At 54.7% G+C, this 14,141-nt stretch carries 13 protein-coding genes; 3 read left to right on the forward strand and 10 right to left on the reverse strand.

Annotated features, from left to right (window positions below; translation table 11 throughout):
* Positions 1 to 26: 26 nt before the first annotated feature.
* The 4 genes from lptE to tamL all read right to left on the reverse strand — a co-directional run bounded on the left by lptE (position 27) and on the right by tamL (position 6,379).
* Complete coding sequence (gene lptE, locus CLV58_RS13835; RefSeq protein ID WP_342748911.1) at positions 27 to 656, reverse strand: LPS assembly lipoprotein LptE; 630 nt, start codon at positions 654 to 656, stop codon at positions 27 to 29.
* Positions 637 to 2,013, reverse strand: a complete 1,377-nt coding sequence (locus CLV58_RS13840) for a sigma-54 interaction domain-containing protein (RefSeq protein WP_106138419.1) — start codon at positions 2,011 to 2,013, stop codon at positions 637 to 639. The genes lptE and CLV58_RS13840 overlap by 20 nt, the downstream gene beginning before the upstream one ends.
* Before the next feature lie 128 nt (positions 2,014 to 2,141).
* Complete coding sequence (gene miaB / locus CLV58_RS13845; protein ID WP_106138420.1) at positions 2,142 to 3,596, reverse strand: tRNA (N6-isopentenyl adenosine(37)-C2)-methylthiotransferase MiaB; 1,455 nt, start codon at positions 3,594 to 3,596, stop codon at positions 2,142 to 2,144.
* 185 nt (positions 3,597 to 3,781) lie between these two features.
* Positions 3,782 to 6,379, reverse strand: a complete 2,598-nt coding sequence (gene tamL, locus CLV58_RS13850; RefSeq protein WP_106138421.1) for a translocation and assembly module lipoprotein TamL — start codon at positions 6,377 to 6,379, stop codon at positions 3,782 to 3,784.
* A gap of 9 nt (positions 6,380 to 6,388) precedes the next feature.
* Here tamL and CLV58_RS13855 point away from each other — a divergent pair, with 9 nt between their 5' ends.
* Entirely contained in the window at positions 6,389 to 7,150 is a 762-nt protein-coding gene (locus tag CLV58_RS13855) for a TrmH family RNA methyltransferase (protein ID WP_106138422.1), read from the forward strand.
* A gap of 10 nt (positions 7,151 to 7,160) precedes the next feature.
* Here CLV58_RS13855 and CLV58_RS13860 read toward each other — a convergent pair whose 3' ends face one another.
* Positions 7,161 to 7,949, reverse strand: coding sequence for a queuosine precursor transporter (locus CLV58_RS13860; RefSeq protein WP_106138423.1), 789 nt, complete (start codon positions 7,947 to 7,949; stop codon positions 7,161 to 7,163).
* Between the two features lie 28 nt (positions 7,950 to 7,977).
* Positions 7,978 to 9,384 (reverse strand): hypothetical protein, encoded by a 1,407-nt coding sequence (locus CLV58_RS13865; protein WP_106138424.1) that lies wholly within the window; start codon positions 9,382 to 9,384, stop codon positions 7,978 to 7,980.
* Between the two features lie 192 nt (positions 9,385 to 9,576).
* On the opposite strand from CLV58_RS13865, the gene rbfA reads away from it, so the two are divergent.
* Together rbfA and CLV58_RS13875 are read left to right on the forward strand one after the other, a co-directional pair.
* Complete coding sequence (gene rbfA, locus CLV58_RS13870) at positions 9,577 to 9,957, forward strand: 30S ribosome-binding factor RbfA (RefSeq protein WP_106138425.1); 381 nt, start codon at positions 9,577 to 9,579, stop codon at positions 9,955 to 9,957.
* Between the two features lie 78 nt (positions 9,958 to 10,035).
* On the forward strand, positions 10,036 to 11,253 hold the full coding sequence (locus tag CLV58_RS13875; RefSeq protein WP_106138426.1) for an ABC transporter permease: 1,218 nt from the start codon (positions 10,036 to 10,038) through the stop codon (positions 11,251 to 11,253).
* Positions 11,254 to 11,415: 162 nt separating this feature from the next.
* Here CLV58_RS13875 and CLV58_RS13880 read toward each other — a convergent pair whose 3' ends face one another.
* From CLV58_RS13880 to CLV58_RS13895, 4 genes are all read right to left on the reverse strand, one after another.
* Positions 11,416 to 12,099, reverse strand: coding sequence for a hypothetical protein (locus CLV58_RS13880; protein ID WP_106138427.1), 684 nt, complete (start codon positions 12,097 to 12,099; stop codon positions 11,416 to 11,418).
* Positions 12,100 to 12,194: 95 nt separating this feature from the next.
* Positions 12,195 to 13,481 carry an adenylosuccinate synthase gene (locus CLV58_RS13885; RefSeq protein ID WP_106138428.1) on the reverse strand — a complete coding sequence of 429 codons (1,287 nt, stop codon included), beginning with the start codon at positions 13,479 to 13,481 and terminating at the stop codon, positions 12,195 to 12,197.
* Between the two features lie 62 nt (positions 13,482 to 13,543).
* On the reverse strand, positions 13,544 to 13,894 hold the full coding sequence (locus tag CLV58_RS13890; protein ID WP_245882317.1) for an HNH endonuclease: 351 nt from the start codon (positions 13,892 to 13,894) through the stop codon (positions 13,544 to 13,546).
* A complete protein-coding gene (locus CLV58_RS13895) occupies positions 13,878 to 14,111 on the reverse strand; it encodes a hypothetical protein (protein ID WP_106138429.1) in 234 nt (77 codons plus the stop codon). Before CLV58_RS13895 ends, CLV58_RS13890 begins: the two co-directional genes overlap by 17 nt.
* Positions 14,112 to 14,141 lie beyond the last annotated feature (30 nt).

The following is a 14,141-nucleotide window of genomic DNA, read 5'->3' on the forward strand; positions in this document are numbered from 1 at the left end:
CAGGCAAAGTCAGTAGTTGATATGACCTACCAGTCTGCTGCTGTTTTATTGAAGATGTCGAGTACGATCTGGTCCAGAATCTGCGGTACCAGCCGACTTTCGTTCTGGCTCAGTGTCTGACTCTGTGGGAAATCCTTGTAAAAGGAAAACGGCTGTTCGAAGTTCTTGGTCTCGTCTTTGTTATTGTAAAACCGTACCAGAATCGTGATCTGAAGCCGGTTTACCCCCGCCTGATCCTGGGCGGTAGGAGCTACGGCGATGAGTTCATAACCTGTAATGTTTCCTTCCAGTACCAGATCGCCATTGGCCGGTACAACTTTCAGATTCGTATAACGCTGGTAGTATTCTTTCAGCCGTTCGTTAAAGGTCAGCGGCAGGTTGGCGGGGCCCCCGGCCGTCGCCAGCACGAAATTGTTGACAGTAACGGTCTTGATTGTCGGCGACAAAGTAGTACCCGTAAATGAATATACGCCACAGCTACTGGTTATCAGTGAACAGATAAGTAGCAGCAGGTATAGGGTATACGGTTTTCGGTTCGCGGTTTTCAGCTCGCAGGCGTCTGCACCCGACCCGATTGTCGACGGGGAGTCGTGACCCGTAAACCGTAAACCGTATCCCAAAAACCGTAAACCGGCTTTACTCTTCATCAATTTCATACTGCTTGATTTTACGGTAGAGGGTACGTTCGGAGATGCCCAGTGCCTGCGCGGCATACTTACGCTTGTTATTGTTCCGGCGTAGTGCTTTCAGAATCATCTCTTTCTCCTGGCGTTCGAGCGACAGTGAATCGTCGTCGGCGGTTTCGTGCGTTACATCCTCTACCTCCGTCAGATCGTTGACGTCACCGTCGGTGTCGTTGTAAATCTGCACGGGTGGGTGCGCGCCGTAGGTTTCCGAGGGGGGGGGCGTAGCCGCCCGGGGGGTAGTGTTACTGGCTGGTGGTAAATAACGGGCCGACGACGGTTCCGCTGGCGCGTAGGCATCTGCGTCGTTCGGGATCGAATCGAACAGATCCTTGTGGTTATTCAGCACCTGTCGCCCATCGACCTGATCGTTACCCAGCACGTCGCGTACCAGCTTTTTCAGGTCATTGACATCCCGACGCATGTCGAACAACACCTTGTACAGTAACTCACGTTCCGAGAAGTTTTCCGTGCCGTTGCCGGCTGTTCCCGGTGGGAACAGGGCCAGCGCGCGGTTGGGTTGCTGCGCCTGTTGGGGCTGCGGCAGGTACTTCGAGAGCGTCAGTGAATCGATGGGCTTGTTCTGCTCGGACTCAAGGATCGACACCTGTTCCGCAATGTTTTTCAACTGCCGGATATTGCCCGGAAACGGAAACGCCATCAGCGTCTGCTTGGCATCCTCGGTTAGTTGCAGCGGGTTGATACGATAGCGTTCGGCGAAGTCGGTCGTGAACTTGCGAAACAGCAACTCGATGTCGGCACCACGTTCGCGCAGGGGCGGTACGAAAATAGGAACGGTGTTGAGTCGGTAGTACAGGTCTTCCCGAAACTTGCCTTTCTCGACGGCATCCATCAGGTTGACGTTGGTAGCTGCCACGACGCGCACGTCGGTTTTCTGCGTTTTCGATGAACCGACGCGGATAAACTCGCCATTTTCGAGTACGCGCAGCAGCCGGGCCTGTGTGCCGAGGGGCATCTCGCCGATCTCGTCCAGAAAAATAGTCCCGCCGTTGGTCGTCTCAAAATAACCTTTGCGTGAATCGACGGCACCGGTAAACGAGCCTTTTTCGTGGCCAAACAGTTCGGAGTCGATCGTGCCTTCCGGGATGGCTCCGCAGTTGATGGCAATGAACTGACCGTGTTTGCGGGCACTCAGGCTGTGTATGATTTTGGAAAACGATTCTTTACCGCTACCGCTTTCGCCCGTTATCAGCACGGTCAGGTCGGTGGCGGCTACCTGCATGGCTACGTTGATGGCGTAGTTCAAAGCGGACGCGTTGCCAATAATGCCGAACCGTTGCTTAACGGATTGTATTTCCTGATTATTCATTCGTATCTGTGTATTCAGTACACGGTTTTCGGTATACGGTTTCCGGCTGGCCACAATCCGTGTCGCACCGGTGGACCGATCTGGGCTATAGATTGCGTCAGAAAACCGTAAACTGAAAACTGTATACCTTAAACTACTTCGCCCCGCAGCGTGGCCGAGGTGCATTCCGTGACCAGCACGTTGACGTACTGTCCTTTTTGCCAGTCACCACGCGGGAAAACGACCATCTTGTTTTGATCGTTGCGGCCGCACAACTCAGCATCCGAACGCTTCGAAGGCCCTTCGATCAGTACGCGCTGCACCTGACCGATGTGCCGCTGATTGCGGGCGGCTGAGTGCGCCAGCTGCTTGGCGATGATCTCGTTTAACCGCCGTTTTTTCACGTCTTCGGGAATGTCGTCGGCGTATTTCTTGGCAGCCAGCGTACCGGGGCGCTCCGAGTAAGCGAACATATAGGCGTAATCGTACTGAACGAAATCCATCAGCGACAGCGAATCCTGGTGTTCTTCTTCTGTTTCGGTGCAAAAACCCGAAATCATGTCTGTCGAGATGCCGCAGTCTTCGCCCAGAATACGGCGGATGCTGTGAATTTTCTGTTCGTACCACGGGCGGTCGTACGTACGGTTCATCAGCTTCAACACCCGGCTGTTGCCACTTTGGGCGGGTAGGTGAATGTAGTTGCAGATGTTGTCGTAGCGTGCCATGATGTGCAGCACGTCGTCGGTGATGTCTTTGGGGTGCGATGTCGAGAAGCGTACGCGCAGATCGGGGTGAATCAGCGCAACAAGTTCGAGCAGGTTCGCAAACGTGACGGGAGCTGTCGACCCCACCCCCGTCCCCTCTCCGTCAGGGAGGGAGGAGGACTCGGCCCATTTGTAGCTGTCGACGTTTTGGCCGAGCAGCGTGACCTCGCGGTAACCCTGATCGAGCAGGTCCTGACATTCACGGACGATGCTGTGCGGATCGCGGCTGCGCTCCCGGCCCCGCGTAAAGGGGACGACGCAGAACGAACACATATTATCGCAGCCGCGCATGATCGATACGAAGGCTGTTACACCGTTGGAGTTCAGTCGAATCGGCGCAATGTCGGCGTAGGTTTCTTCACGCGACAGGAATACGTTTACGGCTTTTTGCCCCGATTCCGCTTCTTCAACCAGCTTTGGAATGTCGCGGTATGCGTCAGGACCGGCGACCAGATCAACGACCTTTTCTTCTTCCAGCAGCTTGGTTTTCAGGCGCTCGGCCATGCAACCCAGCATGCCAACCAGCAGTTCGGGCTTTTGCCGTTTCAGGCCCGTCAGGTGCTTGAGCCGGTTACGGACTTTCTGCTCCGCATTGTCGCGGATGGCGCAGGTGTTCAGGAAAATAAGGTCAGCGTCTTCAGCAGAGGAAGTGGTGGCAAAACCAGCATTGCGCATTACCGACGCGACAATCTCACTGTCGGCGAAGTTCATCTGGCAACCGTAGCTTTCGATGTACAGGCGCTTCTTGCCGATGGCCGGTTCGTCGGCAGAGGTACGGGGTAGGTCAACCTCTTCCTTGTCAGCCGGTTGTAATATTGTTAATTCCGAAATCAGTGTCATACGTAAGCCTGTCAGCTTTGTCAACTGGAAAGCTGATAGGCAAATTTACAAAGAACCGCCTGGAACGCTGTCATTTTGTCAGGAAATACCACGTTAAAAATTGTGAATAACGGACTGCGTTGGACGGTTTACAGTGGATCATCTCGTCACAAAATACTGTAGACCGAGAACCGTAAACGGCAAACTTAGAATGGATACCCGATACCGAAGTTAATCACCAGCGGGTTGGGACCACTACTTAGCTGACGAAGCGAAAACTTGGGCAACAGGAAACGCTGGTCTTCGACAGTGCCGTCGGCCGTAAGTACGTTTTGGCGGGCGGGGTCCCATACTTTGATGCCCCCGTCGAGCCGGATTACGAAGAAAGAGAAGTCAATTCGTAAACCTACGCCTGTGCCGACGGCGATTTGCGGAAGAAAGGTGTCGAGCTGAAACGTAGAGCCGGGGCGGGTGGCATTGTTCTGCCGCAGTGTCCAGACGTTACCGGCATCGACAAATACGGCCCCGTTGATGTCGGCCCCCAGGTGAAACAACCTGCCGCGCAATTCGGCAGACCCTTCCAGCAGTACGTTGCCGGGTTGTTCGAAGAGGTAAATATACTGCCCGGTTCCGGTTTGGTCGGGCAGCGTGGAACCGGGGCGGAATGGATAGGCACCACCCGGCCCAAGCCGTCGGGGAAGCCACGCCCGGACACTGTTGCTACCGCCCGCAAAAAACAGTTTTTCGTAGGGTACCGGCCCCCCGTCAGGACCATAACCGTAGGCTACCCCTGTATTGACCCGGAAGGCCAGCATCGCCCGGTTTCGCAGTGGAATGTAGTGTCGGAAGTCGACGTTGAACCGCAGGAACTTGTAAAACTGTAGATTGGTGTTCGCCGTGTCGATAAAGCGGTTCGGCAGGAAATTCAGTGTTGTGCCGCCCGACTCTACAACGGTGCGCAGAAAATTGGTCGGTCGTCGTAGTCCCCCCGCCGTAAGGCCGGGTGCGCTGTTGTTGTAGGTGTAGGCAAAGCTGAAGCTCGAACTCAGCGACCGCCGAAAACTAAGCAGAATCGTACTGCCTAGCTGGGCGAGCGAATCGAGCTGCTGCTTAAACAATTTACCTAGATACGTGTCAAAATTGGCGTTGATAAGATTGACGTCGGCAATCAAAAAACTAAACTGCTTGGTAGGGGTAGTCTGCCAGGTGTACGCCATCGTTCCACGTAACAACGACCGGCGAAAGTCGGGTCGTAGCGTGTTGTTGAAGCTAATACTGACCTGCGTACGCGGATTATACGGATTGAACCGGCTGCGAATCTGGCTTGGGAACAGAATCTGTGGGAAAGTAATCGACGAACTAATACCCAATTCCTGCGAGGTATAAACTTGCCTTATATCTCCGGGAACCGTCAGGAAACCGGTCTGGGCTTCCAACCCGTAGCGGCCGGTTATCTCGAAGGTTTCCAGCCCACCCAGCAAGTTTCGGGCGCGGAACGACAGGCTACCAAACCCACCCGGAAACCCCTGTGACTGGTAAATCAGTCCGGTAACGCCCCCTTCGGCTGTGGCTTCGTACTTGTCGAGTGGGGTCGCCGTAACCAGCGTCTGTAGCCGTCGATTCGTCGTATCGGTGAAGTTCAGGTTGACGAACTTGAACTGGTTGAGCAAGAACAGTTGCCGCTGCGTCTCGCGGTACTTGGTCTGACTATACAGTTCGCCGGGACGGAGCAGAATCTTGTTGTTGAGAAGGCGCGACGATAAATTCCGGCCGTTTAGCAGGTACAGTACGCCGTTGCGGGTTACCGTATCCGGGCGACTGACAAAGGCGGCTGGCTGCGTTTCGTCGGGGCTGATACGCACTTCCACGTCGCCGATGCGATACACGGGGTGGGCGGTCAGGCCTGGTGGGTTCAGGATGGTAAGCGATACGTCGACTGGTCGATGCAGCGAATCGGTCTGTAGCCGATCGGTAGCGCGCCGGATGGTATCGACGTCGTTGAATTGCACGTATTGCCGGGTGAAGGCATAATAGCCCTGATCGCGTAGCTGCGACTCGATACGGACACGCTCTGCCGATATGGCGTCCAGATCGAACCGGTCGCCGACTTTGAGCGCGGCCCGGTCGAGCGATTGCCGCACCAGCGAGTCGACGCGGGGATCGTCAATTTTATACGTAACGGAGCGCAGGTAATAGCCGGCTCGTTCGGCTATCCGGTAGTTTACCCGAATCTGACGACCCAGCAGCGTGTCGAGCCGGTAGCTGGTTTGTGCGTTGAAGAATCCTTTGTCGAACAGGTAGCGCTGCATCTTCGCGGCATTGGCCTGTGCGTCTCGTTCGGCGAAGTAGGAGGGTGGCTGGCCCAGATTACGCATCAGCCAGTTCCCCTGTTCGGCCTTTATCCGTAACCGTTTCAACTGACGCTCGTATCGTCTGTTTAGTTTGCGCAGGGCTTGCGGGTCGTCGGACAGTTGCTGGCTTTGCTGCTCAAATTCGTTAGTTTTGACCTGTAAGGCACGCACGGCGGCTTCGCGGTTATAGCTGCGCTGCCCCAGTTCATAAAACCAGAGTCGGGGTGTAATGGGCAGCCCCAGTACCCGGCTGTTGGGTTTTTGCGGAATCAGGCTTTCGAGCTGACTTGTTTCGACGATGCGGTTGCCCCGCACGTTCTGGGACGTCAGCAGGTAGCCGTTGCGGGGGCTACGGGTTGTCAGACAGCCGGTCAGACCCAGCAACAGGCTCAGTACGAGCAGACCCAGACGGCATGCGTGTAGTGTACGGGGGCTGGGTTGCCGATTCACCATCAAGGATGTATGCTTTCTAAAAATCAACTTAAATACGTTCAGTCGCTGCACCAGAAGAAGTTTCGGCAGCAGCACGGAGCCTTCCTGGTCGAAGGTGCCAAGAGTGTGCAGGAAGTACTCGCAGCCGATTTTACGGTCGAACTGCTACTGGCTACCGAAGCCTTCCACAAAGAAAACAGTCGGCTGACAGACCGCCAACGAACACCGGTTGAAATCGCGACCGTGGCTGAACTCGAACGGGCTGGTACCCTCGAAAGCAACAACGCAGCGATTGCTGTGGTCAGAACGAAAGAAAACCGTCCTTTAGTCGCAGAAGCGGGCGAAATCGTATTGGTACTCGATGATATCCGCGATCCGGGAAATCTTGGTACCATCCTGCGCATTGCCGACTGGTACGGTGTCCGTAAGATTCTCTGCTCCGACACGACCGCCGATGTCTATAATCCGAAAGTTATTTCGGCCAGTAAAGGCTCGTTTACGCGGGTCGCGTGGTGGTATGGCGACATTCAGCCCGTACTGGAAGCCGCTGCCGGACAGGCTGACTTTGCCGCGTACGGAGCCTTCCTCGACGGGGAAGACGTGCACAGCCTGTCGTTCGGGCGGGGTGGCTATTTGATTATGGGTAACGAATCGAACGGTATTCGGCCGGAGGTGGGCCGATTCGTGACAAAGCGCGTAACCATCCCCCGTTTCGGTGATGCCGAATCGCTCAACGTCGGCATTGCGACGGCTGTGCTGCTCGACAACTGGCGACGGGTTCTGAACCAGTAATTCGGTTCGTTTACATGAAGCTGCTCATGGCTGACTCGTTGGCCAGTTCCTCGGCATGCTCTTTTCCCAGATACCGGTTGATGAAATGGTGGGCGACGTAAAGCAGGGGCGTCAGCACAATGGCCGATGTTGCTTTGTAGATGTAGTTGATGATGCCCACCGCCAGTACCTGTGTCAGCGACCAGTTGCCGAAGATGTAAAAGGCGATGCCCAGCACCACGAACGAATCGACAAGTTGCGAAACCAGCGTCGAGCCCGTGGCCCGGAGCCAGATTTTCTGACTACCCGTAATCCGGCGTAGCGAATGAAAGACATAAACGTCGAGAATCTGTCCGATCAGAAACGCCGTCAGCGACCCGATGATGATACCCAGGCCCTGCCGGAAAATTAGCTGAAAGGCATTGTTGATGTTGATTGGATTACCGGCTCCATCTTTCGCGTTCACGTCGAGCCAGAACTGAGCGGGGGGCAGGTTGGTAACGGCGTAAATAACGAAGAAGCTGTAGGCTACGAAGCCTGCCGTCAGAAACGAGATGCGCCGAACGCCGGCCTTGCCGAAATACTCGTTGATAATATCGGAGGTGACGAATACGAACGGCCAGATGACTGCTCCTGCCGTCAGGTTGAAATCGAGCGTAAAGCCACCGAACAGGTGAATCTGCGCCGGTGCCACGCCCAGCAACGCTTCGGCCGAAAAAATCTTGACGCCGATGATTTCGGCAATCAGGGCATTCGTCAGAAAAATAGCGCTTAGAAAAATGTACAGGTTCGTGCGCTTGTTGGTAAACGAGGGAGACATAGGTTCAGGTTACAGTATACCGTAAACATCACTTCAATTTATACACATCAGGGTAGGCCGTCTTTTCGTAGCGGGCCGCCAGGGCGGGGATACGCTGGAACAGCTTGCCGACGACCTGCTCCCGGTCGATGATGAACGTCGGCGGGTCGTTGCGGAAATTGTCGAACACGTGTACCACCGCCTGGTAATTGTCCAGGTTTTTCAGGTCATACTGGGCGAGGTCCCAATTGAGGTAAGGGGTAGCCGGCCGGTTATCGCGGTAGGCGCTCAGGTCTTCGCCAATCACCAGAATCGGTTCGTTGCGAATAGCCGCCGGTAGCGACGTCTGCTGCACCCGCAGGTTGGTAAGCTGCCCCAACTGTCCCGGAATCAGGCCGAGTAGTCCCTGATAAAAGAGCAACAGCATCAGCGTGAACGATAACCCAAACGCCGTTTCGGCCAGCCAGTTTTTGCGTTGATTCTCGAAATAAAATACCGCGAAATAAGCCATCGGTGGAACGAAGCTTAGAAACGACATCGGGGCCAGGTAAGGTACCAGCGCAATGGTCAGCACTGCCGTAACAAACCAGAGCACCATGATCTGCTGAATGCGCTGTTGTACGTTGACATATCGATTGCGGGTGTTGAACAGGCTCAGGAACCCCAGTACTCCCAGCCCCATCGGGATGAGTAGCGAGAACAGCAGGGACTGAAAATCCGACAGCGCGTATTGCCGCACCCGAAAGACCGACGACAGCAGGTTGCGGTTGACGTCGTCCAGTCCGTCGCGCATGTAGTAGAACAGGGCCATCACGGCAAAAGGGAACAGAAAGCCGAAAAAGGTCAGCGAATGCTGCCGGAACGTAGCCCCGGTATACAGCAGGAGCGACACCGATGCCCAGACGATAAAGAGGGCTGAGGGCAGGTAAAACAAAGCCGCTAGACCCAGGTAAAACCCGACTTCAAAGACTTCGTCGGTGGCTCCGCGTCGCTCCATCTGCCGGATCAGCGTGCCAAAGGCCAGCAACAGAAACGACGTAGCCATCAGCACCGGCGACAGCGTCAGGCAGTCGAACGACAGGTGCAAAAACAACATGTAAATCAGGCCCGGCCAGAAAGAGCGGTCGGAGTACACGTCGCGGGCGTTGGTCAGGTAGTTGAAATACACGATCTGAAACACCGACACAACGGTAGCGGCCAGGTGCAGGGCAATGACCGAGCGCCCAAACAAACTGTGGATACCCCAGTAAACCGTGGCGGAGAGCGGGCTGATGCTATCCCACACGTCGCGGTAGAGCAGGTGGCCCGCGCTCATCTGTTCACCCACCAGCATCCAGTTCAGTTCAGGGATGAGCAGGGGCATGGGGCGCAGGAGCAGCGGTAGCCGAATCAGTAACAGTAGCCCAATGAGCGCCACGTACTGATAGGAAAAATAAGAGCGGAAGAAACTGAGCAAAACGAGCGCGTAGCGTTTCGGTTAATAGTAAAGTCGCCGGTCCGACGCTATCAGCGAAATTACGGCCATTTTCGGCAGAACGAAAAAAGGTGCGGATATTTGCAGTCGGGTCGGAAGAGTGACGACGTATTCAGCGGAAGCGAAGAACGATTTTGTCGACTGACTGTTCATCAACGTACCCGACCTAGTATTATGGAATCGAAACGACAACAAAAAGTAGCCCGGCAGCTACAAAAAGACCTCAGCGAAATTTTCCAGCGCGAGGTACCGCACCTGTTCAGTGGCGCTTTTATCACCGTAACCAGCGTACGGGTATCGCCCGATCTGAGCGTTGCCCGCGTATACCTGAGCTTTCTGGCTACTAAAAACAAGCAACTGCTGCTGGAGACCATTCAGGAAAAGGGTAAAGTAATCCGGCAGCACCTCGGCGACCGTGTCCGGCATCAGCTGCGCATCGTTCCCGAGTTAAACTTCTTCATCGACGACACGGTCGAGTACGCCGATAAAATGGACAAACTCTTCGCCGGTCTCGACATCCCCCCCGCGCCAGAAGAGGACGAGGACGAAAAGTGAAAGAGCGAAAGAGCGAAAGAGCGAACGGGAAGAGCCGCTCTTTCACTCTTTCACTCTTTCGCTCTTTCATTATAGTGAATGAACCTTGCCCCCTGGATTGCCCGACGGTACTTCTTTTCCCGCAAAAAACGCAGCTTCATCAGCTGGCTGTCTATTCTCTCGATGCTCGGCGTGGGCGTGGGAACGATGGCGCTGGTGGTCGTACTGTCGGTGTTCAACGGGATGGAGGAACTGAACCGGGAAATCTTCAAGACGTTCGAAGCAGACCTGACGGTGTCGCCGAAGCTGGGCAAACGGTTTGCGGCTCCGGCTGCGCTGCTTGACAAGGTGCAGGCAGTGGCCGGTGTGCAGGCGATTACGCGGGTGGCCCAGGACAATGCGCTGGCGCGTTATGCCGACGGGCAGACCGTGGTTCGACTAAAAGGTGTAGACGACAATTACCTCAATCAGACCGCCCTCGACTCGGCACTGCTGGAAGGGCGACTGCTGCTCCGGCAGGACGGCGTCAATTACGCTATTGTGGCCGACGGTGTTCGCGCTGACCTGTCGATTTCGCCCGCCGACATCCTGACCCCGCTCGACATCCTGTACCCGCAGAATGGTAAAACGCTCAACGCGCTCAACCCCGACATTTTCAATGAGCAACGGCTGACTGTCGCCGGTATTTTTTTTATCGAATCGCGCTACGACAATTACGTACTGGCCCCGCTGGCCGTAGCACGTAACCTGTTCGATTACAAGCCCGACGAGGTGACAACGCTGGAGATTCAGTTGAAACCGGGTGCGAACGAAAATCAGGTGAAACGCGCCTTGCAGACTGTCGTTGGCGAGCAACTGCTGGTGCAGAATCGTGACGACCTGAACCTGGATCTGTACCGGGCGATTCGCGTGGAGAAACTGTTCGTGGCTGTGACACTGGCGCTGATTATTCTTGTCGCCAGCATCAACATCTTCTTCTCGCTCTCGATGTTGGTCATCGAAAAGAAAAGCGACATTCAGATCATGTACGCCCTGGGTGCCACCAGTAACCTTATCCGTAACATCTTTCTGACGGAGGGAGCCATCATTGCCCTCAGTGGGGCTTTTGCCGGGTTGATTCTGGGTATCGGACTGTGTCTGGCGCAACAGACATACGGCTTCGTCAGCATGGGGATGACTAGTTCGATTATCGACGCGTATCCGGTACGGCTTGAATTGAACGACATAGTGCTGACGGGGGCGCTGGTTATTTTGCTAACCGTGCTGACATCCTGGTTTCCCGCCCAGCGCGCAGCCGCACAGGGAACTGGTAAATAAAGCCATACGGGTTATCCTCTTTATTCTTCGGGCTACTTCACCGCGCCACAATGGCAGCCCGCTGGTCGGCACTGCTTTGACTTATCCAAAGGGCTTACTGGGTCTGCCACCGTGGCGCGGTGAAGACACAGACCTTGGGAAAGCGGGAAAATCAGACGCAACCTAGTCCCGACCCAGAAATACCTGTTGCAATGCGCCCCATAGCCGCCGTTTCAGGTTTTGATCGGCTTCGATGGTCGGCAGCGAATCGGCCATCAGGAAGTTGATGCCGAAGAAACGAACCGGATGGTAGCGGTCCATGGCGATGTCGAGTTTGATTCGACTGAACGGTACTCCAAACGTGATGAAGTGATGAATGTGCTTGTCCTGCACCATGGCCGCAAAGTCAATATCCCGCGCCCCGTTCAGGTTCAGAATGTCAACTCCGTCGATGTTGAGGTTGACCGCTTTGAGAATTTTTTCCAGAAAGAGCAGATTGCTGGGGTCGAGTTCCTCGTCAGCCAGCAGCAGCACTTTATGATTGAGTGGTGCCGGACGCGCGGTGGGCTGAACGGGCGTACGCATGGGGGGCGTCGACGGACGGGGTGGAGCCGTAGGTAACACCGTGATCGATTCAGGGGGCGCAACCAGCGTGGACGTCGGCAGTTCGATGGCGGGCGCAGGACCAGCGGCCAGTCGGTCGAGGTCAGCCAGCAGGTCAGGCTTATCGAGTATCGGCTCATCGACCGTTTCGATCACCAGCTTCGCTTCCGGTTGCTTCACCGATACGTCGCCCCACGACTCGTTCGGCAGGTGAAACAACTGGTCGGTTTGGTAAAACGTCTGGTAGAAAGCAGTTGCGGACATACGACAAAGATACAGCTTACGGGCCGCAATGCCCGACAAGAAAAAGCCGAATCTACGGAAGCAGATTCGGCTTAAAAAAATCGTAAACCAGGTTATTAAGCCGTAACCGCCTGCCGGTGAATCAGGGCCTCCCGGTCTGGGCTGGTCGAGATGAAGCTGATTGGTAGGTTGAGCGTTTCCTCCAGGAACGATACATAGGCAGCTAGTTCAGCCGGCATATCATCGAACGTGCGGGCGTTCTTCAAATCAGTTTTCCAGCCGGCAAACGAACGATAAACGGGCGTAATATCCGTGTCGGTCAGGTCGTATGGCATCTGCTCCGATAGCGTGCCGTCGGGTAGTTTGTAGTGCGTACAAACCTGAATTTCGTCGAACTCATTCAGCACGTCGACTTTCATCATGATCAGTTGCGTAACGCCACTAATCATGATTGTGTAGCGAAGCGCGGGCAGGTCGAGCCAGCCGCACCGACGTGGACGACCCGTCGTTGCACCAAACTCACGGCCTTCCTGCCGGATACGTTCACCAGTTTCGTCGTGTAGTTCGGTTGGGAACGGACCGCTCCCAACGCGGGTGCAGTAGGCCTTGAAAATGCCAAACACGTCGCCGATCTGCCGGGGGGCAACGCCCAGACCGGTACAGGCACCGGCAGCCATCGTGTTCGACGACGTGACGAATGGGTACGAACCGAAGTCGATGTCGAGCAGCGATCCCTGTGCGCCCTCCGCCAGTATTTTCCGGCCGTCGTTCAGGGCGTCGTTGATGGCGTATTCACTATCGGTCAGCGAGAACTGCTTCATGAACTCGACAGCCGCGAAAAATTCTTCTTCCGCCTGGGGCAGTACCGACGCGTAGTCGAAGTTGTTCTGCTCCAGAATGACTTTGTGAATAGCGACCAGCTTGTTGTATTTATCGGCGAATTTTGGCGACAAAATATCGCCGACGCGCAATCCCTGCCGGGCTACTTTGTCCTGATACGTGGGGCCGATACCACGCAGCGTCGAGCCAATTTTCGATTCGCCTTTTGCCTGTTCGTAAGCCGCGTCGAGCAGCCGGTGCGTAGGGATGATGATCGACGCCTTGCGCGAGATCTGAAGGTTCTGGGTCAGTGGCAGGTTGTATTTCGCCAGCCCATCGATTTCTTTTTTGAAGATAATCGGGTCGAGTACAACACCGTTGCCGATGATGTTCTGGATGTCACTCCGGAAAATACCCGACGGAATCTGATGCAGTACGTGTTTGAACCCGTCGAATTCCAGTGTGTGACCCGCATTGGGACCACCCTGAAACCGGGCTACGACCTGATATTGTGGCGCGAGTACGTCCACAATTTTCCCTTTTCCTTCGTCGCCCCACTGGAGGCCTAATAAAACATCAACCATGAACTGAGAATTAAAAGATGCCCCTGTCTGAGAGCCTTATTTTATCGTTGAATCGTAAAATATCAACGGTTACTTTTCCTATTTGTCGTCAGCGGTTCGATAGAACCATTCACTAATCGAAAGTGCTCAGCCCAAATATCGGTACGGGGATTGTAGAAACGAACGATTTCCCGGTTTTCCCAATCGATAGAGGCAATATCACTCCCCTTGTTACGATTACAGTCAGGACAGGCATAGGCTAGATTGGCCTCGTGATTCGAGCCATGATGTTTACGACTTATGATGTGGTCTACTTCAAAGCCTAAAAACGAATCAGCGTCTTCTGCCAAACAGTATTCGCATGTGTAATGGGCCCGATTGGCAACTAGTCGACGTGTCGCTGCTGGGACGGACACGTTATTGGTGGTGGACATGTTGCCGGGCTTTCGCTTTAGCCAAACGCATGATGTGTTCGACCTGCATAAACTTGCTAATGAGATCTATCTCTTCCGCCGTTGCCGACCCATTTTTTTCTTTTTCCAAAAGCTGGTAAAAACGATCATGCTGTTCCTGCGTTGCTCGAAACGACAGGACCGTTTCGGGCTTCATATGAACTAGCAAAAAATCAGCTAAGTCAGCATATGGATTCATAACCGAACAGGTTTTGGTGTTTCCCTGAAT

The sequence above is a fragment of the Spirosoma oryzae genome (assembly GCF_003002825.1).
Taxonomy (GTDB): Bacteria; Bacteroidota; Bacteroidia; order Cytophagales; family Spirosomataceae; genus Spirosoma; species Spirosoma oryzae.